The 25,918-nt window shown below is 43.4% G+C and carries 21 protein-coding genes and 1 tRNA gene; 14 read left to right on the top strand and 8 right to left on the bottom strand.

Going from position 1 to position 25,918, the window contains the following annotated elements; genetic code table 11:
• The first annotated feature begins 20 nt into the window (after positions 1–20).
• From thrA to AAFN85_RS00805, 5 genes are all read left to right on the top strand, one after another.
• Positions 21–2,471 carry a bifunctional aspartate kinase/homoserine dehydrogenase I gene (gene thrA / locus AAFN85_RS00825; protein ID WP_347524979.1) on the top strand — a complete coding sequence of 817 codons (2,451 nt, stop codon included), beginning with the start codon at positions 21–23 and terminating at the stop codon, positions 2,469–2,471.
• 54 nt (positions 2,472–2,525) lie between these two features.
• Positions 2,526–3,524, top strand: a complete 999-nt coding sequence (locus AAFN85_RS00820) for a homoserine kinase (protein ID WP_347524977.1) — start codon at positions 2,526–2,528, stop codon at positions 3,522–3,524.
• A 160-nt stretch (positions 3,525–3,684) separates the two neighbouring features.
• Positions 3,685–4,995: a threonine synthase gene (gene thrC, locus AAFN85_RS00815; protein WP_347524975.1), complete on the top strand. Its 1,311-nt coding sequence runs from the start codon at positions 3,685–3,687 to the stop codon at positions 4,993–4,995.
• Positions 4,996–5,177: 182 nt separating this feature from the next.
• Positions 5,178–5,534, top strand: a complete 357-nt coding sequence (locus AAFN85_RS00810; protein ID WP_347524973.1) for a hypothetical protein — start codon at positions 5,178–5,180, stop codon at positions 5,532–5,534.
• A complete protein-coding gene (locus AAFN85_RS00805) occupies positions 5,531–6,136 on the top strand; it encodes an HAD family phosphatase (RefSeq protein WP_347524971.1) in 606 nt (201 codons plus the stop codon). Before AAFN85_RS00810 ends, AAFN85_RS00805 begins: the two co-directional genes overlap by 4 nt.
• Positions 6,137–6,309: 173 nt before the next feature.
• Here AAFN85_RS00805 and cysM read toward each other — a convergent pair whose 3' ends face one another.
• From cysM to AAFN85_RS00765, 8 genes are all read right to left on the bottom strand, one after another.
• Positions 6,310–7,182, bottom strand: a complete 873-nt coding sequence (gene cysM, locus AAFN85_RS00800; protein ID WP_347524969.1) for a cysteine synthase CysM — start codon at positions 7,180–7,182, stop codon at positions 6,310–6,312.
• A 26-nt stretch (positions 7,183–7,208) separates the two neighbouring features.
• Complete coding sequence (gene epsC, locus AAFN85_RS00795) at positions 7,209–8,039, bottom strand: serine O-acetyltransferase EpsC (protein WP_347524967.1); 831 nt, start codon at positions 8,037–8,039, stop codon at positions 7,209–7,211.
• Positions 8,040–8,243: 204 nt separating this feature from the next.
• Positions 8,244–8,591, bottom strand: a complete 348-nt coding sequence (locus AAFN85_RS00790) for a hypothetical protein (RefSeq protein WP_347524965.1) — start codon at positions 8,589–8,591, stop codon at positions 8,244–8,246.
• Between the two features lie 191 nt (positions 8,592–8,782).
• Positions 8,783–9,298 carry a glutathione peroxidase gene (locus AAFN85_RS00785; RefSeq protein ID WP_347524963.1) on the bottom strand — a complete coding sequence of 172 codons (516 nt, stop codon included), beginning with the start codon at positions 9,296–9,298 and terminating at the stop codon, positions 8,783–8,785.
• Positions 9,299–9,341: 43 nt separating this feature from the next.
• Positions 9,342–9,767, bottom strand: coding sequence for an rRNA maturation RNase YbeY (gene ybeY / locus AAFN85_RS00780; protein ID WP_347524962.1), 426 nt, complete (start codon positions 9,765–9,767; stop codon positions 9,342–9,344).
• Positions 9,767–10,189 (bottom strand): ATP-binding protein, encoded by a 423-nt coding sequence (locus tag AAFN85_RS00775; RefSeq protein WP_347524960.1) that lies wholly within the window; start codon positions 10,187–10,189, stop codon positions 9,767–9,769. The genes ybeY and AAFN85_RS00775 overlap by 1 nt, the downstream gene beginning before the upstream one ends.
• A 1-nt stretch (position 10,190) precedes the next feature.
• Positions 10,191–13,526 carry a hypothetical protein gene (locus AAFN85_RS00770; protein ID WP_347524958.1) on the bottom strand — a complete coding sequence of 1,112 codons (3,336 nt, stop codon included), beginning with the start codon at positions 13,524–13,526 and terminating at the stop codon, positions 10,191–10,193.
• 144 nt (positions 13,527–13,670) lie between these two features.
• Entirely contained in the window at positions 13,671–14,099 is a 429-nt protein-coding gene (locus AAFN85_RS00765) for a hypothetical protein (protein WP_347524956.1), read from the bottom strand.
• A 244-nt stretch (positions 14,100–14,343) separates the two neighbouring features.
• On the opposite strand from AAFN85_RS00765, the gene AAFN85_RS00760 reads away from it, so the two are divergent.
• The 9 genes from AAFN85_RS00760 (at position 14,344) to AAFN85_RS00720 (ending at position 25,914) form a co-directional block, all read left to right on the top strand.
• Complete coding sequence (locus AAFN85_RS00760) at positions 14,344–14,730, top strand: hypothetical protein (protein ID WP_347524954.1); 387 nt, start codon at positions 14,344–14,346, stop codon at positions 14,728–14,730.
• Positions 14,731–14,985: 255 nt separating this feature from the next.
• Positions 14,986–16,377 (top strand): TolC family protein, encoded by a 1,392-nt coding sequence (locus tag AAFN85_RS00755; RefSeq protein ID WP_347524953.1) that lies wholly within the window; start codon positions 14,986–14,988, stop codon positions 16,375–16,377.
• A gap of 11 nt (positions 16,378–16,388) precedes the next feature.
• Positions 16,389–19,643, top strand: coding sequence for an efflux RND transporter permease subunit (locus tag AAFN85_RS00750; RefSeq protein ID WP_347524951.1), 3,255 nt, complete (start codon positions 16,389–16,391; stop codon positions 19,641–19,643).
• 2 nt (positions 19,644–19,645) lie between these two features.
• On the top strand, positions 19,646–20,731 hold the full coding sequence (locus AAFN85_RS00745) for an efflux RND transporter periplasmic adaptor subunit (RefSeq protein ID WP_347524949.1): 1,086 nt from the start codon (positions 19,646–19,648) through the stop codon (positions 20,729–20,731).
• 216 nt (positions 20,732–20,947) lie between these two features.
• Positions 20,948–21,262 carry a hypothetical protein gene (locus AAFN85_RS00740; RefSeq protein WP_347524947.1) on the top strand — a complete coding sequence of 105 codons (315 nt, stop codon included), beginning with the start codon at positions 20,948–20,950 and terminating at the stop codon, positions 21,260–21,262.
• A 24-nt stretch (positions 21,263–21,286) separates the two neighbouring features.
• Entirely contained in the window at positions 21,287–21,685 is a 399-nt protein-coding gene (locus AAFN85_RS00735) for an energy transducer TonB (protein WP_347524945.1), read from the top strand.
• 201 nt (positions 21,686–21,886) lie between these two features.
• Positions 21,887–22,378: a hypothetical protein gene (locus AAFN85_RS00730; protein WP_347524943.1), complete on the top strand. Its 492-nt coding sequence runs from the start codon at positions 21,887–21,889 to the stop codon at positions 22,376–22,378.
• A 107-nt stretch (positions 22,379–22,485) separates the two neighbouring features.
• Positions 22,486–22,559: transfer RNA gene (locus tag AAFN85_RS00725), tRNA-Pro, on the top strand.
• Between the two features lie 454 nt (positions 22,560–23,013).
• Positions 23,014–25,914, top strand: coding sequence for a TrlF family AAA-like ATPase (locus AAFN85_RS00720; RefSeq protein WP_347524941.1), 2,901 nt, complete (start codon positions 23,014–23,016; stop codon positions 25,912–25,914).
• Positions 25,915–25,918: the final 4 nt, after the last annotated feature.

Raw genomic sequence — 25,918 nt, 5'->3', positions numbered from 1 at the left:
GAACGATTACTAAACCATAAATGAAAGTTTTAAAATTCGGAGGTACTTCCGTTGGGTCTGTAAGCAGCATCCAAACCCTGTTAAACATCCTGAAGGATGAAGTTAAAAATGAAGAGAAGCCGGTGGTGGTACTATCTGCCATGGGCGGCGTAACCAACCTGCTTTCGGCCATGGCCGAAGACGCGGCAAACGGCAAAGAATTTACCGCCGGTTTGGCCGAGCTGGAAAAACGCCACTTTGATACGGTAAAAGCCCTGTTGGATGTGCAAAACCAAAACCCGGCGCTTACCCGTTTAAAAATTCACTTCAACCAGCTGGAAGAATTGCTACAGGGCGTACTTACCCTGCGCGAACTTACCCCGAAAACCCGCGATCAAATACTGGCCTTCGGCGAGCGCTGTTCAACCCTAATGGTGAGCAAAATAGCAGCTCAGCATTTTGGCGATGTACTTTTTGTTGATGCCGCCGATGTGATCAAAACAGACAGCGTTTTCGGCAACGCCAAAGTAAATACCGAGTTAACTGAAAGACTGGTTCAAGGCCTGTATGCCGAAAACAAAGGCAAAACCTTGATCGTAACGGGCTTCATCGCCTCGAACGATGCCGGGCAAACCACTACTTTAGGTCGCGGTGGCTCTGATTATACTGCCGCTATCTTCGGCGCGGCATTGAACGCCCAGGAGATCCAGATATGGACAGATGTTAACGGCATGATGACCGCCGATCCGCGGATGGTAAAAAAAGCATTCTCCTTAACCGAGCTTACTTATACTGAAGCGATGGAGCTTTCGTACTTCGGTGCCAAGGTGATCTATCCGCCAACCATGATCCCGGCATTTTTAAAGAAGATCCCTATCGTGATCAAGAATACTTTCGAACCGGAGTTCGAGGGTACCGTGATCCGCCATGATTGCAAGGCATCTACTTTACCTATTAAAGGGATCTCGTCAATCAACAATATCAGTATCCTCAATTTAGAGGGCAGCGGTATGGTGGGTAAATCAGGCTTTAGCGGCAGATTGTTCTCACTACTTGCCCGCGAGCAGATCAACGTGATTCTGATCACCCAATCATCATCAGAGCATAGTATCACTTTCGCTGTTCAACCGCAAGATACTGATAGAGCCAAACAGGTAATTGAGCAGGAGTTTGAACTGGAGCTTGCCGCTAAAAAGCTGGAGCATCTTGTTATCGAACAAAATCTTGCCATCCTGGCCGTCGTAGGCGAAAACATGAAACAAACGCCGGGCATGTCGGGCAAGTTGTTCCATGCTTTGGGCCGTAATGGTGTTAACGTAAGGGCTATTGCGCAAGGCTCGTCAGAGTATAATATCTCGGTGATCATCTCGGCTAACGATCTGTCAAAAGCATTGAATGCTGTACATGATTCATTCTTTGTTCAGCTTACCAAAACATTGCACGCGTTTTGTTTAGGTACCGGTAACATTGGTAAAACTTTGTTTAACCAACTGAATGCCCATACCCAATACCTAAAAGATAACAACGGCATCCAGGTTAAAATAGCAGGTATCAGCAACACCCGCAAAATGACTTTCAATAGCGATGGTGTTTCGTTGGATACCTGGCAGGATGATTTGCAGGCATCACCTTACGAGGCCGACCTGCAAGGGTTCATCAACCGCATGAAAGAAATGAACCTGCCAAACTGTGTGTTTATCGATAACACAGCCAGTCCCGTTCCTATCGGTTTTTATGAAGAGGTTTTTAAAGCCAATATCTCAGTAATTACCTGTAATAAAATAGGCAATTCGGGCAGCTACCAGCAGTATCGAACTTTTAAAGATACCGCCCGCGCCCATGGTGTTGATTTCTTTTACGAAACCAACGTTGGTGCCGGTCTGCCGATCATCAACACCTTAAAAAACCTGATGAACAGCGGCGACAGGGTGCAGCGCATCGAAGCTATCCTTTCGGGAACTATTTCATTCATCTTCAATAACTTTAAAGGCGATGCCAATTTTCACGATGTGGTAAAAGAGGCCCAGGATAAAGGCTATACCGAACCCGATCCGCGCGACGACCTGAGCGGTAAGGATTTTATGCGCAAAATGCTCATCCTCGCCCGCGATGCAGGTCACGCCATGGAAGAAAGCGATGTAGAAATTGAAAGTGTACTGCCCAAAGCCAGCCTTGAAGCTACATCTGTTGAGGATTTTTACGCTACCCTTAAAACTGAAGACGCGCATTTTGCCAAATTGAAAGACGCTGCCGAAAAAGATGGTAAAGTGTTACGCTACATTGGCAAGTTGGAAAACGGTAAAGTAACTATCACCCTGCAAATGGTTGATGAAAACCATCCGTTCTACATGCTATCGGGTAGTGATAACATCATCTCTTTCACAACCGACAGGTACCGCGAGCGCCCGCTGGTTGTAAAAGGCCCCGGCGCAGGTGCCGAAGTAACCGCCGCAGGCGTATTTGCTGATTTAATAAACGTAGGCGCGAATTAAGCGCACTGCCCCCTAACGTCCTAAAGGGGGAACAATAGTTTGATATTTTAAATAATGGAAGATAATAAGTTACAAGAATTAGCCCCCACTTCTTTGGCCTCTCCTTCAGGGGGCGGGGGGCGCGACAGTATTCATGTTTTCGCCCCGGCTACCGTTGCCAACGTGGTTTGCGGTTTTGATGTTTTGGGTTTTGCTGTTGATGAACCCGGCGACGAGGTAATTATGCGCGTTACCAACAAACCTGGTATCACCCTAAGCAAAATTACAGGTGATGATGGCCGTTTACCGCTCGATCCGGCGAAGAACACCGTGAGCGTGAGCGTTCAGCATTATTTGCAAAGCGTGGGTCGCGCCGATATCGGTTTGGATATCGAGCTGCACAAAAAAATGCCTATTGGTAGTGGCTTGGGTTCAAGCTCGGCCAGTACGGTTGCCGGTTTGTTTGCTATTAAAACTTTGTTGGGCGATAATGCAGATCCGATAAAATTGCTTCCTTTTGCCATGAAGGGAGAGGAAATGGCCTGCGGGCATGGTCATGCCGACAATGTGGCCCCTGCCTTATTTGGAGGATTTGTACTAATCCGTAGTTACGAGCCTTTAGATGTGGTAAGTTTACCGCACCCTAAAGATCTGTGGTGTGCCATTGTATTTCCTGATGTAGATGTGCCAACCCGCGAAGCCCGCCAGATCATCCGTAAAAACATCCAGATGAAAGATGCCGTAACTCAGTGGGGCAACATAGCCGGACTGGTAAGCGGTCTGTTTATGCAGGATATCGACCTGATCGGCCGCAGCATGAAGGATGTTCTGGTTGAGCCGGTACGCTCCATGCTCATCCCCGATTTTTATAAAATGCGCGAAATGGCCATGGAGCTTGGCGCTGTAAGCTTTGGTATATCAGGCTCTGGCCCATCGGTTTTTGCTTTTACTAAAGATCAAGCGACTGCCCTTGCTATTACACAAAAGCTGCAGCAGCATTTGACCGGCTTGAAAATCGGCTCGAATAGTTATGTATCAACCATTAACGACGCGGGGCCGAAAGTTTTGGGGTAGCCCTAAACAATTAGCCACACACCCCACTCGTCATTGCGAGGTACGAAGCAATCGCACAGAAGCAGGTCCGCCCTGTATAGTTAGCGATTGCTTCGTACCTCGCAATGACGGGGAGAAGAAATAAATCCGAAATCGAACATCCGAATTCCGAAATCAAAAAATGAACCTATACAGTACCAACAATACCACAGCCGAAGTATCTTTTAAAGAGGCCGTATTTAACAGCATGCCGCAGGATAAAGGCTTGTACATGCCTTACAGCATCCCGCGTTTGGATGATGAGTTTATCAATAACCTGGATAAATACACCTTACCCGAGATCGCATTTAAAGTAGCTCAAAACCTACTTGGTGATTCGATCCCGACAGATGACCTGAAAGCGCTAATTGATGATGCCATTAACTTCCCTGCCCCTATCGTAAAACTCCAGGACAATGTTTACGTGCTCGAACTTTTTCATGGCCCATCGCTGGCTTTTAAAGATTTCGGTGCCCGTTTCATGAGCCGCGTAATGAGCTACTTCCTCGAACCAGGCGAAAAGCAGCTTGACGTATTGGTTGCCACCAGCGGCGATACCGGCGGTGCCGTAGCCCTGGGCTTTTTAGGTGTGCCAAATACCCGCGTAACTATACTTTATCCCAAAGGCAAGGTAAGCGGTGTGCAGGAGCAGCAATTAACAACAAACGGCCAAAACATCCGCGCGCTTGAAGTGGATGGAACTTTTGATGATTGCCAGGCATTGGTTAAACAGGCTTTTGTTGATGAAGAACTAAATGCGAAATTCCGTTTAACATCAGCCAACTCTATCAACATCGCCCGCCTTGTACCTCAAACTTTTTATTATTTCAATGCTTACGCTCAACTGTTAAGGCAAGGAATTAAAAAAGTGGTTTTCTCGGTACCAAGTGGCAACTTTGGCAACATTGGCGCAGGCTTATTGGCATGGAAAATGGGCTTACCGGTTGAGAAATTCATCGCCGCAACCAATGCTAACGATACCGTGCCCGAGTTTTTAAAAACCGGCGTTTATCAGCCTAAACCATCTGTAGCTACACTATCAAACGCGATGGATGTTGGTAACCCAAGCAACTGGGTACGTATTGCCGATCTGTTTAAAAACGATACTGAAGCGCTTAAAGAGCTTGTTGTTGGTTTTAAATACGATGATGAGCAAACCGTAAAAGCCATCAACTGGGTATTTGATAGCTACGATTATGTGGTTTGTCCGCACACCGCTATAGCATGGCAGGCCCTTACCGATTATCAGCAGGATCATGTGACTCCAGATACCGCCAGTGTGTTCCTTTCAACCGCGCACCCATGCAAATTCCCGGATGTATTTAGTGAGCAGGTTGCCGCTAAAATTGATGTGCCGGAACAAGTAAAAGAACTCGAATCAAAAACCAAACTGGCTATAGCCATAAGTAAAGATTTTGCTGATTTTAAAGGTTACCTTTTAGGGGTTGATTAATTTCAGTATTTTTAGATGCTGAAGCTTTAACCACCAACATGTCATTGCGAGGTACAGCCTGTCCCGAACTCGCTTCGGGAAAGCAATCACGAACTATGCAGATCCGTTCTGTATAGCATGCGGTTGCCACGCTACGCTCGCAATGACATGGTTTTAACCGGCATCCAATACCGAAACAAAAAATGCTCAACAAAACCCTGATATTTATTTGTCTTTTAGCGATTGGCTTAACCGCCTGTAGCCGCAAACAAAAGTTTGATCGTGATAAATGGGACGAAGGTGATGGCCTTACCTTTGCCTACCGCCCAATTATGGTTGATGATCTGTTGGCCAGCAAGCAGCTCAACAATCTTAAGTATCAACAGGTGATCCACCTGCTTCACCGCCCACAGTTTAGTACTAAAGATAGTATGGTTTATGAGATTAGCTCTAAATACAGTAAAGGCACTGTAGTAGACAAGCAAACATTGGTAGTTTTTCTGAAAGATTCGGTGGTTACCAAGGCCGAGGTGCATGAAATGCACGTGAAAACAAAATGATCAACACCATCATCTTCGATCTGGGTGCCGTTTTAATTGACTGGAACCCGCGCTATCTATACCGCACCCTGTTTACCGACGAACAGGAGATGAAAGATTTCCTGACTAACATCTGCACTTCTGATTGGAATGAGGAACAGGATGCCGGTCGTTCATTGCAAGAGGGCACAGACTTGCTTGTAGCTCAACATCCCGAACATGAAGCCAACATTCGCGCTTTTTACAGCCGTTGGGTAGAGATGCTTGGCGAACCTTTGCACGGCACTGTCGAGATCTTCAAACAATTAAAAGCAAGCGGTAAATACAAAATATATGCGTTAACCAATTGGTCGGCCGAAACTTTTCCTATCGCCTTGGAGCGCTTTGATTTTTTAGGTTGGTTTGACGGCGTTGTGGTATCAGGTACCGAGAAAATGCGGAAACCTACACCTGCTTTTTACCAGCTTTTACTTGATAGGTATGATGTTAAAGCAGATGAAGCTTTATTTATTGACGATAATTATCGCAATATTTTAGCGGCAGAGCAAATGGGGATTAAAAGTATCCATTTTACATCTTCGGAGGCTTTGGAAGATGAGTTGAAAAGAATTGAGGTGTTATAATAGGGTCGGTTATCAATACACAACTTTATAAGATATTATTACCTCCACGTCATTGCGAGGTACGAAGCAATCGCGAACTGTACAGGGCGAGCTTGTATAGCCGCTTTGCTTCCGTGCGATTGCTTCGTACCTCGCAATGACTTGGAGGGGAAATCCTGATAATATGCTTCTATCTACCCAAACAACTCACTGCTCAAATACCTATCCCCCCTATCGCAGCAAATAAATACGATCACGCCTTCTTCCAATTCCTCTGCTAATCGTATGGCCGCTGATAACGCACCACCGCTGCTCATTCCTGCAAAAACCCCTTCAACTTTTGCCATTTGACGGGACATCTGTGTAGCTTCTTCCTGCGATATATCCATCACCCTGTCAACACGTGTAGCATCAAATATCTTCGGTAAATACTCTTCCGGCCACCTGCGGATGCCTGGGATCGACGAACCTTCAACTGGCTGGCAGCCTACTATCTGCACATCCGGGTTTTGATCTTTTAAATACCTCGAACAGCCCATAATAGTACCGGTGGTACCCATGGCGCTTACAAAATGAGTTATTTTACCTTCGGTATCTTTCCAAATTTCGGGGCCGGTACTTTTAACATGCGCCATGTAATTATCGGGATTGGCAAACTGGTTCAGCAAAAAATACTCGCCGGTAGCGGCCTTTTCTTCGGCATAATCGCGGCAAAGTTCTATACCTTCCAGCAGGGTAACTTTAGCGCCAAAAGCCTCCATGGTAAGGGTACGTTCGCGGGTAGAATTTGATGGCATTACCAGTTCTATCTCCAAATTAAACAAACGGGCTATCATAGCGAGTGCTATTCCTGTATTTCCGCTGGTTGCCTCAATCAGTTTGGTGCCGGGTTTGATCTCGCCACGTTCAATAGCGCTACGGATCATGTTAAGCGATGCGCGGTCTTTAACACTCCCACCCGGGTTATTCCCTTCCAACTTGGCAAAAATTTGCACTTTGGGGTTGGGGTTCAGCTTTTTTATTTCTACCATAGGCGTGTTGCCTATCAGGTCAATTAATCCGGCCATTATATATTCTTCTTAAAGTAAATACTTTATTTTTTATGACCAAACAATTTTATGCTCAGTCTTTTCAATATCCTGTGGTTTGGCGTATGGTACACCCTCGAGTTTGGTGGCAAGCTTTTAGTCAACCAAACGTTCCCTCCTACCACACTATTATGACCAATCACGGTATCGCCACCCAAAATGGTTGCACCGGAGTAGATCACCACATTATCCTGTACCGTTGGGTGGCGTTTGGTATTGGCCATGCTTTTATCAACACTCAATGCCCCAAGAGTAACTCCCTGGTATAGTTTTACATGCTTGCCAATAACGCAGCTTTCGCCAATTACTATGCCTGTGCCATGATCTATATAGAAATACTCGTCTATTTTGGCAGCAGGATGAATGTCGATACCCGTTTTAGAGTGCGCGTATTCGGTCAGTATCCGTGGCAATAGCGGGATATCGTCAATATACAAACTATGCGCTACCCGGTAAAGCGATATGGCATAAAAGCCCGGATAACTCCTGATCACTTCAAATTCGCTCCTTGCCGCGGGGTCGCCGTTAAATATGGCCTGGATATCGGTATTCAATATCCTGAATAACTCTGGCAGGCTTTCAAAAAACTTTTTGGCCAGCTTGGCGGTATCACAATTACTGCAAGCTTTGGTAGCCTTCATAATTTCGCAAAGCTCGTTCTCAAGCCTTAAAAACTCGTCCTTAAGCTGCTCTACCGAGGCAAACTGCCTTCCTGTACGTTCCGGGTAAAGCAGGTGAATCACCTTAAGCGCCCAGGCCGTAATTTCCTTATTGGAAGGCACAGCCTCGAGGTTTTGCTGCTTGGCAAATATATCCTGATAAAAATCCTGACTCATGTTTTGTGGTGGTACTGCTTATGGTAAACAGTTGTTAGCGCTACAAGTTTATATAAAAGATTGTTGTTTATATGTAAAATGAGCCGGATAATTGATATTGGCATATAAAATTGCCGCTAATAAAGTGCACCATCCCCTATGGCATGATGGAAAAGCCGATTATATTAGAAGTAACGTAGTGAAAAACACGCCCCCCGACTAAAGTTAAAAGGTGCGAGTCCAGTATTTAAGTTTAATTTTAACGTACTTCCCTGCGGATGTTTTTTTATAGTAATAGGCAAAATTATTATATTTTTTTTTGACGATCGAATCCCCGAGTTCTACGGAATCAAAATCAATCCCCTCCCATTTCCAACATGGAAATGTTCTCTTCGCGCCTTTAATTACTAATTCAGGCATTTTTTTAGGGGGCGGTGATTCCTGCTTTTCAAGTACGATACCGTTATAGGTTTCTAAATAATGTAGATCTATTTCAGTATAAATAGGCCAAACTCCCACTATAAAAAGGAATACAAGCATACCAATTCTACTCCAAACCTTATTTATATCCATCCCACTAATATAAAAAAACTCCCCCTTACACAATCAAATTCATTATTGTCATACGCCCCAGTCGCAAACCATTGGTACGTAACCATCGTTCAGGTATTGCGATTGATGTGCAATTACGATATCAAAAAATCAAATAAAACAAAAAAGCCCCGGCTGTCGCCGGGGCCTGTATATCTTAAATATCCTAACGCTTAGTTCAGGTATTTAGTAATATCCTCTGATAGCGGAGTAGTTTGTGACCTGAAACGGTGGATCAGTTTGCCATTCTCGTCGATCAGAAATTTTTCGAAGTTCCATTTGATGTCGCCGGTAAACTCTGGGTTTGGGGCGGTTGTTAAGTATTGGAACAATGGGTCGATATCCAAACCTAAAACGCTTACTTTACCGCTCATCGGGAATTTTACGTTAAAGTTTTCTTTGCAAAAAGTTTTGATATCCTGGTTGGTACCGGGCTCCTGGCCGCCAAAGTTATTTGCCGGAAAACCTACTACTACCAATTTGCCTTTGTATTGCTCAGATAGTTTTTCCAGATCGGCGTATTGCTTGGTGAAGCCGCATTTTGAAGCGGTATTAACTATCAGTACTTTTTTGCCTTTGTATTTAGCCAGGCTAAAATCTTTGCCATCAATAGTTTTTAATTTAAAATCATATACTGATGATGGTGCTGCAGCGAACAATAAGGCGATGATGAGTGCCAGTGTTTTCATGGTTTTTTTAATTGATTTTTAATAATCCAGCATAAAAGTAAAGCTAAAAATTTCTTTTAGCCAGATACTCATCTTCTTTTTGTGTCATTTTTTGTTTTGTAACAACACTTTTATCAGTATAACCCAACAAGTGCAGGGCTCCATGGATAATTACACGGTGCAATTCGTTGGTTTCACCGCTTTTAAATTTATCGCCGTTCTCTCGAATGCGCTCTATCGAAATAAAAATATCGCCCACAATATCACCTTCTACTTCCGAGTTGTCGAAGGTTACGATATCCGTAAAAGTATCATGATCCAGATATTGCTGATTGATTTGCAGCAGGTATGCGTCTGAGCAAAAAATGTAGTTAAGCTCTTTCAGTTTGTAGCCCTCTGCAACAACGGTATCCTTTATCCACTGGCGTAATTGAGCTTTTTGTTTCGGCTTGAAAGTAGTATCCTCTTCAAAAAAATTAATCGCGGGCATCAGATCTTAAAGTGAAGTTCCAATTCGTTACCCGATGTATTAAAGATACACTGATCGGCAAGGTGTTTAATAATGAACACACCACGGCCTGTTAAATTCTCCAGGTTTTCGGGTGCGGTTGGATCGGCAAGGTTATTATAATCAAAGCCAGGGCCTTCGTCTGTTATTGTCCACACAATGCGTTTCGAATCAACCTCGGCGTTAACAATTACTTTTTTGCTTTCGTCGAGTTTGTTTCCGTGTACAATGGCGTTAATAGCAGCCTCATTAAGGCAGGTCATCATGTTAGCAAAAGTATCTTCTTCTACATGATGCTTGTCAGCAATTTCTTCTATCAGCTGCTCAAGCAACGTTATGCTATCCATTTTTGATGGCAGCTGTAACGTGTAAAGCTCGCTGGTTTGAACATTTGCCTGTTCCATATTATTTGGCATTAAGTTGATCAAAGTAAGATTTTATTTTTTGTTTATAGTACAAATTGAGTGCCGGAGATACAGTTTTTATTTGTTCGGTTTGTTTAGCCCTTTGTTGCTGGTATCCCTGCAGTGCCTTTATATACCCCGGAGGCAGGTTTTTACCCGCATTGCTTTGCCTTTGCTGATCCTGTTCACGTTCCTGCTCGGCCTTTTCAGCTTCTAACAACCGCGTTTGTATTTGTTGCTGCCTCTTTATAGCGTCATCTGTAATCTTCCTGTTTACGAGATCACGCTCGGTTTGTTCCATTTCTTTAGATATTTTATCCAGATTTCCTAACCCACCAGTTCCGTCTTTGTTTTCTTCACGGTCAATTTGCTGCAAAGCCTGCCTTATCATTTGCTGCTGACGGGCCATTTTTGCGAACTGTTCGCTCATACTTCCCTGGCTGCCTTGCTTGCCTTTTCCCTGTTGCCCATCGTTTCCTTGCTGCTGCATTTGCTCGCGGGCTTTTTGCATGTTCTGATTTAGCTGCTGCTGCATTTTGGCCAGTTGCGATATGGATTGCTGTTTACCTTTGCCACTTCCGCCCTTGTTCATCATTTTCTGCATCTGGGCCAACGCCTCGCTCAGCATCAGGGCCAGGTTGTTCATGGATGTCATGGCGTATTGCTGGTTGCGGTTAGCCTCCAGTGTATGCCTGTCGCCCAATTGTTCTAAAGCCTGGTCAATATGGTCATTTATACTGGTTATTTCTTTATTTACTGTCGATTGAATTTGCGGGATCCTTCGGCTTATCGCGTACAGGCTATCCTCGGCGGTTTTCAGGTTATCTTTAATATCTTTTTGTTGTTGTGAAAGAGTTACATAAGCCGGATCTGTGGCGTTAGTGCCCTTCAGCGTTTGCATCAATTTTTCCTGGTTAAAGGAGCTGTTTACCAAACTTTTTAACAACTCCCTTAGCTGCTGCGCGTCTATATTATTTTCTTTCGATTCGCCTTCTTCACTATCCTTCTGCATTTTGGCGGCAAGCTGTTTCATTTGCTTTGCTGCCTGCTGCTGCGATTTTGATGCTTTTTTGTTATCCTTTTTTTGCAGATCATTAGCGCTTTGCTCCATCTGCTTATCAATATCCTGCGTTTCTTTTTCAGGGTTTTGATAGTCGGATTTTCGCTCGGCCTCGTCGTTGGTTTTCTTTAACTCGTCAAATCCTTTTTTTACATCCTGAAAATCCTGTTTCAGTTTATCTTGTTGCTGCTGCAGATTTTTCTGATCAGCCCCTTGTTGCTGCGTTTGCTCGGAAAGTTTTTGCTGCTCATCTGCCAATTTGTTTAGCTGATCGAGGTTTTGGTTCAGCTTCTGCTCAAACTCCAGTTTTTTATATAACTCCAGCACCCTGTCCAGTTCTTTTTTCAGCGATTTATTATCCATCTGCATTTTGGATAACTCATCGCGGGTGGCATCTTTTTGCTGCTCATTTAATAATTGCTGGAGGTTTTGAAGCAGGTCTTTTGTTTTTTGATCAAGCACGTTGTTAAACAGGTCTTCAATCTGTTTTTGCTTGGCCATGATCTCTTCGCTTTGCTGCTGGGTTTCCTGGCGGTTGTAAAGGTTTTTCTGGTTATCAGCCTGGATATCTTTTACCAAATCTTCCAGGTCTTTGCGTTTCTGCATCAGGTCTTCAACCTGTTTCTTTTCGTCAAAACTCAGATTGTTTTTATTGAGCAGGGCTTGATTTAGCTTTTGGGCGTCACGCTCGACCTGCCCGGCCAGCTTAATGGCCGATTGCATTTTTTCTTTGATGGCTTTGCTGCCGGCGTTCAGCTGCTGCTCTATTTCTTTACTATCAGGCACGTTTAGGGTGCGTTTGGTGGTGCGGGCTGTTTTGGCACCGTTTACCCCATCATTATCGGCAACCTCAAAATAGTAGCTTACATGATCGCCGGGGCTGATGCCCATATCCTTCAGGTTCCAATAGTAAAAAAAGTCGGCTTGGGTTTGAGCCAGATCAGCGTTCACTTTTTTGGTGAACTCTTTTGCTTTATTGTTGCCGTTAGCCTCGATGGTATAATGAAAAGTGAGTGATGAAAAGCCATGATCGTCCTGAATTTTCCCGTTAAAATAAAAAGCTTTCATGCTTACCGAATCCGGTTTTTCCTCTACCGAAATAGCCGGGGCCTCGTCAGTGATCACATTAATACGGTAAGTAGCCGAATCGCTATGGCTTACCGATGTGTTAAGTGGCAATAGTTTATATACCGAATTTTTCAGGATGCGTTCTTTCAATTCAAACTCATTCTCTTTTGCAGGAACCGCTTTCCGGCTTTGACCGTTAATATCAAATTGCAGCGATTCAGCATATTGTGTATGCAGGTGCCAGTTAACAACCGTACCGGCCGGGATAGTCAGATCACCGGCATTCAGCAAGGTTTCATTTTTTTTATGCAGATAGGCCGGGTAAGCCAGATCAACATCAAAGTGTAACAAAGCCGGCTTCTGATTAACTTTTATCTCATACACAGCCGAGCTAAAACCATTGCCGGATAACTTGAATTTAGTATTCTGCTGCAGGTTGCTGAACTGATAGTGGAACTTGCTGATATTTTCCTTATCGAGCTTAAAAGTATTATTCTCTGTTTCTACATAAACATCGGCCGGTAGCTTATCGCCTTCCAGTTTCAGATCGAGCTTCAGATAATCCCCCTGCACAACCGAAAGCGTTTTGTTCATCACCACAAATTTAAAAGGAGCGGCGGGCACAAAATATTCGTTATGCCTGATGAGCCTTTTGGTACTTTCGGTTAAAACGGATGGTGCCGCAAAAGCAATAATAATAATCACGCCCAACGGACCAAGCACCCATTTCAGGTATTTAGTGTTTTCTTTTAAGTTGATGGCCGACGGGAAGCTAACTGGTTTAAGCGCTTCTATTTTTTGATCGATACTGGCTTCTATTAACGCGCGATGATTTTCATCGGCTGCGGCGAGTTTTTTTAGTTGAAGCGTATTGAGCAGTTTATCATTAACATCATGAAAATGCTTACCGATGATCTCGGCAGCGTCATCATGCGTTAAGGTTTTGCCTAATTTAAGCCAGGCCAATAATGAAGGTAGCACCAGCCAGCAAATCAGTACAGTATTGAGCAGAATGAAAAAGTAAAATAGGATGGTGCGTAAAAGGATACTGAAATTGCCAAAGTATTCGCTAAGGGTAACAACTACGTAAGCCGAAAATAAGCCGGCACCTAAAAATATTAACCCACGCAGAAAATTATTGAAATAATACTTCCGGGTGAAAGTATTTATTTTGCCGAGCAAAAGTTCATAATTTTCAGTTGGGGTCATACTGCAGGTTGATCAATGGCACATAACTTCCTTTAAACGCAAAAGAAGCCAATCTTATACATACAACTGGTTTAAGTTAAAAAATTAAAGCAATAATAATTAAAATAGTATTCACTTTAACTTTATATTGATAAGTACCGGTTTTCAGGTATGTATTTCTTCCTCAACATCAACGGGTTGCAGTTCGTGCAGCCAGATGCCGATGATGCCGGTAATGGCATAAGGGAAAATAATAACCGCTATTGATGTTACCGATGGGCGGCCTTTTTCTAACATCAATTCAAAAAACGCGAGGATGAGGATAGCGAATATAGCCGAGGTAAGCGCCTGTTTTACGTATTGCGGCCCATGCTTTTTTAACAGCGATGAAACCGAGATCCAGAATATGACGGCAAACGGTATGGTAAGCAACAGCACTATATCGGCAGCCATGATATAATCTTTTCTGATCTCATCTATCAAACTGATCTGCGGATCGTGAATCATTAACCAGGATAAGGCCAAGTGCAATAGAGGGGCTACGATCACCATCAGTAGCCAAACTTTTAAACTGTATAAAAACGATGTGTTCATAATTTATCCGATAGGTGAAATAATCTATTATTTACAACGAGTAAGCTTTTCTGAGCAATAGCATTGATTATGATAACGGCTTATTGGTAATACAAGTTAAATAACCGGCACCGAAAACGTTATTAAATTAACATTTTTTAACATTAAGCTGATTTTAAAAACATCAATAGCACAAATCTACCCAGGCAACTTTTTTGTTACAACGTAGCTGCTATTCATTTTCTTATCAACTTTGAGGTAATTATTGCGTTTGATACTCAACGTGGCCGGATTAAAAATTAAATATTGCCTTTGTATTGCAGTGCTGATGTTGGCGCTGAAGCCGTTTATTGGCTTTAGCTATTACGAGCAGCTCAAATCCGAAACCAGTATGACCATATTGATCAAGGCTTTTAGCAAACGCAAACAGGAATTTAACGAAACCAGCGAATCGCACCCGGATTACGTACGGCAACGTTTGGCCAATCCCATTGTGCCTTTGCTGTTGTTATTTTCATCGTTACTGAATATTATTTTCCCATTTACTTTCGGCAACTACAAAAAGCCGAAAGGTATTTTTTCTGATAGTCCGGCTTCGGTTGTTGATGGTTCTCTCCCATTGTACTTGCTATCGGGCAAGCTTACTATCTGATCTTCTTTTTCGCTTACACCATCCTGCTTTTGCTTACGCGAAGATTGTTAGGGCTTTTATTGCCTGATCCGTCATTGCGAGGTACGAAGCAATCCCAAACTATACAGGTCGGATTTGCATAGCGGCTCTGTAAATCGGGGATTGCTTCGTACCTCGCAATGACGGGTGGAGGAGTAATTGCCACAACCCCATCCTTCCTTCCCGTAAGCCCCTCAACCCGTTTTCTTAATTTTTAAATCATTCATCAAACATAAGATGCAACATCTTAACAGGTATTTGTGCATAGTACTGTTACTGCTAACGGCCGGTAACGTATCTGCGCAGCAAAATATACCACCGCTTACGTTAAAAACGCTTTTAAGCAAAATTGGCAATACCGCCCCCTCCTTAATTACCGATTCGGCGGCTATTGGCATTAAACAGGCCCAGGCCGTTGAGGCCCGTAACAACTGGTTACCCAACCTTAAACTAAACTACCAGGCCGATGTGGGTACCAACAACAACACCGCCGGGCCGTACTTTGGCTTCGGCATTATCCCCTCCAACTCGCGCGGGGTGCGTACCGAAAGCAAAACCAGCGCGGTACTCACCAACCTTGGCATTGCCGCCCTTGATTGGGAGGTGTACAATTTCGGCGCTTATGGGGCGCAGAATAAAGTAGCAGGATCGGAAGTGCAGCTGGCACAGGATCAGTTTCAGCAATCAAAATATCAGCTGCAAACCTATGCTATAGGTTATTACCTGCAATTGCTGCGCCTGCAGGATTATATCAGCATACAGCAAAAAAACATTCGCCGTAATGAGGAGATCGTAAGGTCAATCCGGTCGCTGGCCAAAAGTGGTGTAAGGCCGGGCGTTGATACCAGTATTACTGAGGCCGAGCTATCCAAAGCTCGCCTGAATAATATAGAACTGGATAACCAGCTTAAACAGGTGCAGTTGCGCTTGGCCCAGATGAGCGGCTTACCGGCAGATAATATCGTTCCGGATACTACCATCGAAACCCGGTTAACGGCATCGGTATTGTTGCCCGCTATTTCGGATGCGGATACTACCAACCATCCGCTTATTAACTACTACAAATCGCTGCTGCAAAACAGCCTTGCGCAGGAAAACCTGGTTAAAAAGCAGTACAACCCTAAAATATCACTCGAGGCCGCAGCCTGGGGCCGAGGATCGAGTGTGGATGCCAATGATCGCTTCAACAGCCTATCCAGCGGCTGGGGGTTCGACCGGAATAACTATTTGGTGGGCATCGGCATCTCGTACAACCTGTTTGATATCAGGCGGAGGCATTTAAAATTAACTACCCAAAGGGCCGCTATTGATTACGCCCAAAAGCAACTGAACGAGCAAAAATCGCTGTTGGCCTTAGGCATCAGCCAGGCCGATGTTGAACTGAACACGGCACGCGCCCGCCTTAAGGAGATCCCCAACCAGTTAAGGGCCGCCGATGCCGGTTATCGCCAAAAACTATCGTTGTACAAAAACGGGTTAACGGATATCATCGACCTGAATGCCGCCCTCAACATCCTTTACCGTGCCGAAACCGATTATGTGCAGGCTCGGTATGCGTTTTCGAGCGCGCTTTTCCAGAAAGCATTGAGCGGCAACGAGGTGAACACTGTTTTAAACCTTTTAAACTAAAATCGAACACTATGTCAATGGTCACATCCGCGCTTAAAAGGCCTATCACAACGGTGGTTATCACCCTCAGCCTTTTAATTTTTGCCGTACTTGCCGCAATCAACATCCCCATAGATATTTTTCCGCAGCTTAACCTGCCTACTATTTATGTAATCGAATCGTACGGGGGCATGTCGCCCCAACAAATGGAGGGGTTTTTCAGTACCCGTTTGCAGGATCAGTTCCTGTATGTAAACGGCATTAAAAACATCAGCAGTAAAAACATCCAGGGGCTTACCTTAATCAAGCTTTCGTTTTATGAAAGCACTAACATGGCCGAGGCCAGCGCCCAGGTAGCCTTACAGGTAAACCGTGCGCAAAGCTTTTTCCCTCCTGGCGCATTGCCGCCGCAGGTGGTGAGGTTTGATGCCTCGTCGTTACCGGTTGGGCAGCTGGTGTTTGATAGTAAAACCGCCAGCCTGAAGGATATTTATGATATGGCGGCCACCCGCATCAGGCCTATGTTTGCCACCATTCCGGGCTTATCGGCACCGCCGCCGTTTGGTTCTAACGCCAGATCGATTATCCTGAGTATCGACCCAAGTAAACTGCGGAGCTATAACCTTACGCCCGATGAGGTAGTTGAGGCCCTATCCAAATTCAATACCATGGCACCATCCGGCAATTTAAGGCTTGATAATACCATCTACCTAACCACATTAAACTCGCTCATCCGCAACAGCGAAAATTTTGGCAATATCCCGGTGATCACCAAAAACGGCGTGCCTATCTACATTAAAGATATAGCCCGGGTAAGCGACGGTACCGATGTTACGGTTGATTACGCCCTCATTAACGGCAAGCGCTCGGTGTACATCCCGGTAGTTAAAACCGCCGATGCATCTACCTGGACGGTGGTACAAACCCTGAAAAGCAAACTGCCCGAAATGCAGAACCTGCTGCCCGATGATGTGAAGATCTCGTACGAGTTTGACCAATCTATATTCGTAGTAAACTCGGTAAAAAGCCTGATGACCGAGGGCGGCCTCGGCGCTTTACTCACCGGCTTAATGGTACTGCTGTTTCTGCGCGACTGGCGAAGCAGCCTCATCGTGGTAATTACCATCCCGGTATCTATCCTCATCGGTGTGTTATTATTAAGCCTCTTCGGCCAAACCATCAATATCATGACTTTGAGCGGCCTGGCTTTGGCCATAGGTATTTTGGTGGACCAGGCCACGGTAACCATCGAGAATATTCACCAGCACCTGGAGATGGGCAAATCTAAGCGGCAGGCTATTTTTGATGCCTGCGAGGAGATCGCGTTTCCTTTGTTGCTGATCCTGCTTTGTATCCTGGCCGTATTCGCGCCATCGTTTATGATGAATGGCGTGCCGAAGGCGATGTTTTTGCCGCTGTCCATGTCGATAGGTTTAACCATGATCGTATCGTACGTGATAGCGCAAACTTTGGTGCCTATTATGAGCAACTGGCTCATCAAAGCCGAGCAATACCAGCATTATCACCACGGGGAAGTACACGCCCATGCCGGCGAAGCTTTAGATCGCCCCGAAGAACAACAAGTAAACGATCACCTGAAAAATGAGCAGGAACACCCTGAAAAGAACGACCTGTTTGAGCGCGTAAAAATGGGCTACATGAAAATCATCAGCCGGTGGATGGGGCGCAAAAAAACTATCATACTGGTTTACCTTATTGGTGTAATTGGTTTGGCGGCTGTTGGTTTTGTGGTGATAGGAAAAGATATGATGCCTAAGCTTAATAACGGCCAGTTCCAGGTGCGGATTAAAGAACCCGAGGGCACCCGTTTGGAGCGTACCGAAGATAAATTTAAACAGGTGCTTACTATCATCGATAAAACGGTGAACCACCATGTTGAAATTTCGTCGGGTTATATTGGCCTTATCCCCAGCAGCTTTGGCAGCAGTAATCTGTATGTGTTTAATACCGGAACGCATGAGGCCGTTTTGCAGGTTAACCTTGATGAAAACTATAAGGTAAACATGGATGAGCTAAAGGATGCCCTGCGCAAAAACATAGCGCATGAGATGCCCGAAATGAGCATCAGCTTTGAACCTATCGACATGACTGAGAAGATCATGAGCCAGGGTGCATCTACCCCTATCCAGGTGCAGGTGGCCGGCAAAAGCATGCAGCAGATCCAGGAGTATAGTAACAAGGTGCTAAGCCGTTTAAAACAGATCACTTACCTGCGCGATGTGCAGATAGATCAGCCGCAGCGCTTCCCGGTGGTATCTATTACTTTGGATAGGCTGAAGGTATCGCAGCTGGGCCTTAATATTAAAGATATTGCCCGCTCGGTTACGGCAAGTACCTCATCAAGCCGCTTCACCGAAAAAAACCTGTGGCTGGATGATAAATCGGCCTATACCTACCAGGTGCAGGTACAGGTGCCCGAGTACGTGATGAACACTATGGACGAGCTGAAGGAGATCCCGCTGGTGAAAGGCCAGAGCAGCCCTACCCTTGCCGATGTGGCCGAATTTAAAACAGAATATGCCCCCGGCGAATATGACCGCAGCGGTCCGCGGAGGTTTTTGACCGTGAGCGCCAACATTTATAAAAAAGATCTGGGTACGGCTACTTCGGCGGTACAAAAAGCACTGGCCGAGGTGGGCGATCCACCAAAAGGTTTAATAGCCGAGGTAAAAGGGATGTCGAGCTTGTTGGTTGAAACTTTAACCAGTTTGCAAAACGGTTTGGCCTTTGCCATTTTGGTGATCTTTTTATTGCTGGCAGCCAATTACCAATCGTTTAAAGTTTCGCTTACGGTACTATCTACCGTGCCCGCGGTTATTTTGGGGTCCATCACGGCGCTGCTCATTTGCGGGTCTACACTTAACCTGCAATCGTATATGGGGATGATCATGTCTACCGGGGTATCGGTGGCCAACGCCATTTTGATCGTTACCAATGCCGAGAAACTCCGGCTTGAATACCGCGATGCTACCCGCGCCTCTGTAACCAGTGCATCCATCAGGCTGCGCCCCATACTAATGACCAGTTTGGCCATGATTGCCGGGATGATCCCGATGGCATCGGGCATGGGCGAATCGGGCGAACAAACCGCGCCGCTTGGCCGCGCGGTTATTGGCGGTTTGCTGGCCTCTACCCTGGCGGCCTTATTGATCCTGCCGCTGGTATTTGCATGGGTACAGGAAAAAACTACCTACCAATCGCCATCATTAATGCCCGACGAACAACTAAAAGAAGAAACCACAGAAAGCACCCTCACCATAGTATAATCATGAAAACCAAACATATCATCATTCCCGCCTTTATTGCCTGCTTTTTCGCGGCATGCGGGGGCAACCAAAAACCGGTAGACCTTACCGAAAATAAATCCCCATCGGGCAAAAAATATCCTTTAAGCACCGTTAACGAAAAGGCGCTATCCAGCTCGGCCCGCCTGCCGGGGCAGCTGAAGCCTTTTAACGAGGTAAACATTTTTCCGCGGGTTAACGGCTTTGTAAAAGACTTACGTGTAGATCGTGGTTCGATAGTGAAAAAAGGCGAACTGCTGCTTACCCTCGAAGCGCCCGAAATGGAATCACAATTCCAGGCTGCCAACTCCCGCTTTTTACAGGCACAGGAAACTGCCAATGCCAGTAAAGAAAAATACAACCGACTGAAACAGGCCGCCGCCGAACCCGGCTCGGTATCCCCCCTCGACCTTGACAATGCCAGCGCCCGTATGCGGGCCGACAATGCCATTGCCGAAGCCGAACGCGCCAACATGGCCTCGGTAAAAACCATGCAGGGCTACCTTAACGTGTATGCCCCTTTTGATGGCATGATAGTGCAGCGTAACGTATCGCCCGGGGCATTAGTAGCCCCCGGCAAAGCGGCAGATATCCCGATGCTGATACTGCAGGATACCCGCAAGCTGCGCCTTGAAGTGGCCATCCCCGAAAACTATGTAGATAAGGTTGACCTGAAACAACCCGTTACTTTCACCTTTAACGCCATGCCCGGCTCACAGCAAACAGCCAGGATCAGTCGCTCGGCCAACGCGCTGGGTAGCATGCGATCTGAAGCGATAGAGATCGACGTTGAAAACAAAAACAACAACCTGAAACCAGGCATGTACGCCGAAGTAAAGATCCCGATGCTCTCAGGCGCGAAATCATTACTGGTGCCCAACACGGCCATCGTACGCTCTACCGAGCGGGAGTATGTGGTGGTGGTTGAAGCCGGCAAAGCCAAACTGGTTGATGTAAAGGAAGGGCTAAGCACTCACGATTCGACCGAGGTTTTTGGCGGGTTGAAGCCTAATGAGAAGATCATTACGCAGGCGAGTGATGCTATTAGGGATGGAGATGAGATAGAGTAACCCTATCATTTTTTGTCATTCTGAGGAACGAAGGATCTTTTGCAACATGCATAACGGATATGCTAAGCGAAGAAGATCCTTCGTTCCTCAGAATGACAATTTTGAGAAGCTCCCTTATACTTGCTGTTCTTGATGGATATGGTGTAGTATACCTTTCGCGCATTTGTTATTGTTACACAAGTACCATTATCAGCGCTTATTTATAACTTTATCTTTATGCGCCCGATATTATTTCGTGATGAGATCAAAGTGAAAAAAGTGCTGTTGTATCATCTCTATATAGCACTCCTTGCATTGTTACCTTTTTTTACAGCGATGCTGGCAGGCTTTATAGGCAAATGCCTTAACTGTAACATCAACGAGGCCGGAACAGACCAATGTGTAAGAGCAGGCATCGCTTTCGGGAACGTGCTTAATCCCTTGGCAGTTACAGGGTGGCTATTAGTCATTACCCTTCCCATAGGTGTAATTGCTACTGTAATATTGATAATTATTGCTGTACATGATACTATTTATCATACCAGGCGTTAATTATTAAAAACCTCCTATTCACAAATGAAAACCCTGTTAACCATCTGCATTTTAATCCTATCTCTTTATACTATAAATGCCAAAGCACAATCTGTAAGCAAAAAAAAGGAAATTGCCACTTTACCAGATTCACTCCCCCAATTTCCGGGTGGCTTAGATAGCTCAGGTTCTTTCCTGAAAAGAAACCTCCGTTGGCCGGAACCTTATATCGATGTTCAGGGTCGCGTGATAGTTAAATTTATTGTAGCCAAAAACGGCAGGATCATTAAGCCGGAAGTGATACGCCCGTTATATACAACTTTTGATGCAGAAGCCTTGCGGGTAGTGCGGTTGATGCCGGCTTGGGTACCCGCAAGGCTTAATGGTAAAGCGATTGATAAGGAATATTCTTTGCCGATAAGTTTTACTTTGGCGGAGGATTAACCCCGGACATTACACCATAAGCCAAGGTATCACTTTCAAAATACTATATTAGCTGTTATCAAACATCGGTTTAAAATGCAATGCGATTTTTATCAGAAAAGGTTATTTGATCAACGATGGTTTAACCTAACAGACAACGGGCTGCACGTTAAGTATAAGCGATTTTTCAGAACCCACGAATATGAGCTTAAATTTGAACACATGGGTACAAGAGTAATTGAGTCACATAACGATGTTAGGGGTTTCTTGACTGCTTCTGTCATTTTGACCCTTATCTCGATATTTCTGTTTGCCGACAGATTATCGGGCGGAGATGTAGAAACAGGGGCCGAATTATTTTATTTGCTTCCAGGTATCTCTTTTGCTGTCGCTTACTTTGTCACCTATAAAAAATCGTATTATTTAGTTAAATCCAATAATACCAATGCTGTCGAATTTCTTTACAACAGGCCATCAAAACAGCAATTAGGCGATTTTGTAAATCATGTGAGATTTAAAAGGAAAGAGCATCTTATGGAACTTTATGGTCAGCTTAATTTCAACTTAAGCTATGAACTCCAATATAACAACCTAACATGGCTGTTAGAGAATGACGTTTTAACTAAAGCGGAATATGATGAAAAAGTGATCTTGTTGAACAAATCGATGCCTATAACCACACCTATTAAAGGATTTGAATTTGGAATTAATTAATTACCGAACAACCTTAAAGCAAGCTTGAATTTAATGAGATGTTTAATACACATCATTTTGATTTTATACCGCAACAATTATATTTGCAACCCGGCTATACATTAATTCGGGATGTAGCGTAGCCCGGTATCGCGCCAGCATGGGGTGCTGGAGGTCGTGGGTTCGAATCCCGCCATCCCGACTTGAAAATCAAGGACTTACGATTGAAAAATCTAAGTCCTTTTTTCTTGGGTCTAACATAGGTCCAACACTTTACGTAGGTTTATATTTCTTTTTTTAAGTCAAAAAAATCATTTTAATTACTTCTTTGAAATAAGTTAATTGGAGCGATCAAAACGGCTATCAAATATTAATCGCACGGAACTAGCACGCACTTGTAACTTCGAATAAGTGTTAAGTAGGCATTTGTTTAAGCATTGTATCTAAATGAACCTAACCAATGGATGACCATTTTAAGTGTACAGTCGATAATAAATAGTTATCTATTGTCGAAAAGGCTCTGTTTGGGTTCGGTGAATAGATACTTGATGTTCAGATCGTCTAAATTGTTGTGGTTAGATTATTACTTATCTTTATTTTTTTAAAGTTAACCAATTATAAATTAATTATATTTAACTCAACCTAAAACTTAACTAATGAACCAATATATTAAGGGCGCGACATGGCGAATATGGGATTTACAAATTCAAACCATTTTAGATGACAGATATGAGTCTTTAAGTAAATATTATACACAGTTTAAACAGGCCGATCCCGATAAATGGCAAACATATGTAGACAAAGTTGGAGGCGAAGCCAACGCGTTACTTTTTGATTCCAAAGAATACTTTGGTGATGCAAGGATTGCTAAAAAAGAAAGGTGTGTTAATTATGTGAGAAATACTTTCGCCTTCATAGATACCTATAAACCTCATCTAGCCTTAATTGGAATAACGGATCACAATTACCATGATGACACACTCATAGATGAATTTATAAACTACTCGGCTACTAGTACATGTAAAGTTTTAAGTGGCGTTGAAATCAATGTCGGCGGAATTCATGTGCTCGCCTATTTCAACAATCCGCCATATGGGAAAGGTACTTTTTCGGAAGGAATTAAGACTTTTCTATCCAAAATTGATATTGATTCGCCAACTACCGGTGGAGTACTGACATTATCAAATCAGTCGCCAATGACTGTTATGGATGAGATATTACAATCGGGCGGCGTATTTATTTTTCCTCATTGTAACTCAAATAATGGCCTATTCCAGGAGAGAGGAAAAACCGATCGAACTCACCTTTCTAATATATTTAATTACATACCTTCAATTATACTGCAGGGGAATAGTAAGGACAGTATAAGCAAAGTCGCACAGTATATCGACTCTCAACCTTTGCTTTTTAAATCGAAAACTATTTACACAACTGCCTCCGATGCAAGATGCCTCAAGGATTTTGGAAGTCCAGATAGAGATGGACATTTTTTGTGGATTAAAGCCGATCCAACGTTTGAAGGATTCAAGCAAATAATTTTTGAACCATTTTCAAGAGTTAGAATTGATAAAGAAAAGCCTGAAGTCAAAAACGATTACCTTGTTATTGATAAAGTCAGATTTATGGGCAGTTCTTCGTCAGATGCATTCCCGAAGAATTATATTGAAATAAATGATAAACTCAATGGTATAATAGGCGGCAAGTCATCTGGGAAATCGATCTTGTTGTATTATATCGCAAAAAGTATCGACCCTAACCAAGTACAACAAAAGATTTCAGATAGCAAATTAGAGATCGACTATGATTTTGAGCAAGATGCGGATTTTGATTTTGAAGTTATTTGGCAGGATGGTGCATCTTATAAATTAAAAGATGCGTCGACGGAAAAATCGCGACAAATTACCTACGTGCCACAAATGTACATTAATTATTTGGCCGAGAAAGGTGGTCAGCCAGAATTACGAAAACTCATTCAGGGAATCCTTGAACAAAAACCAGAATTTAAGACTTTATATGATGTTCAATCCAAAATTATTCAGGAAAATAAAATTACCCTTACGAGTGAATTAGAAACTTTTTATCAATTGGATGACGAAATTGAAAAGAACACAACTAGCATAAAATCTAAAGGGGATAAAAAGGCTCGACAGAACAATGTTGCTCAAAAAACTAAGGAAATAGATGAGCTAAGGAAACAATCTGGTTTTACAGAAGAAGAAGAACTTCGGTATCAAGAATTGAAATCTCAACAAAATGTTTTTACACGTAGATTTACTAATCTTTCGGCGCTGAAATCATTGTATGAAAAGGAATATCTCACACATTTGACAAACCTTAAAAACAGTTTAGGTCCGTCGTTAAATAACATTCATATAAATTCCATCGCAAAATTTTTGAGTAATCAATTTATCAGTGGGATGATCAGTAAAGATATTCTAGCTGACAATAAACGAATCAATGATGTTCTTGACGAATTGATCGCTAAAAATTCCGAAACTATACAACGAATTGACCAATGGCTTACCATAAATGAAGACAGATTAAGCTATTACCGAAACTTACTGGCCCCTTTTATTTCCAAAATTCATAACCAAGAAAAATTAGATGAATTAAACGAAGTAATATTAGCTGAGCAACTAATTCTGGACGAAATTGATGAATTAGAAACCGAACAAAAAACGCTTATTGATAATAAAGCCACTGCCAAGCAGGGGTTTTTAAAAGCTTATCAACGTATTTATGACAGCTATAAATCTATTGCTGATATGGTTAATTCAAATCCGTCATTTAGCGAAATCAGTGTAGATAAAGGAATTGTACTAAGCTGTAAAATAGGTTTTGACCGGAGAAAGCTTGGAGACACAGCTCTGAGCTTGCTAAATAATCAAGGCTATTTATCTGCGAAAACGGGCCCCTATATCGATACCGATAATAACTATATCTTCAAGCCCGCTGAACATCTAAAAAATCTGGAAGACCTTTTTGACAAAATTCAAAATTACAATGCTAATAATATCAAATTCAATAGGGGCGGAGATGTTCAGACTGTTTCAAAAAAATTATTTCAGGACTATTTTATTATTAGATACGAGTTATCTCAGAATGAGGAGAGCATTTTAAAAATGTCTCCAGGCAAAAAGGGAATGATATTGTTGTTCTTGATTCTCCACTTAAGTAATGCCGAATATCCAATTTTGGTTGATCAGCCGGAGGACAACTTGGATAATAGGACAGTTTATAAAGAATTAAAAGAATTTATAAAAGAAAAGAAAATTACCAGGCAAATAATCATTGTCACACATAATGCTAACCTCATCGTCCCTACTGACGCAGAAAATATAATTATTGCAAATCAAAAAGGTCAAGATAATAGTAAAGACAATGAAATCTACCAATTTGAATATGTTACCGGATCTCTTGAAAATTCATTCACGAATGCAGAAGCAATTGGAATTTTAAACCAGATGGGCATCAAAGAGCATGTTTGCGATATTTTAGAAGGTGGAGAGGACGCTTTTAAGGAGAGAGAATTAAAATATGGCTTAAAGAAATCCTAAACAT

Source organism: Mucilaginibacter sp. CAU 1740 (genome assembly GCF_039839285.1).
Taxonomy (GTDB): Bacteria; Bacteroidota; Bacteroidia; order Sphingobacteriales; family Sphingobacteriaceae; genus Mucilaginibacter.
This window is presented reverse-complemented; position numbering and strand designations above follow the sequence as displayed.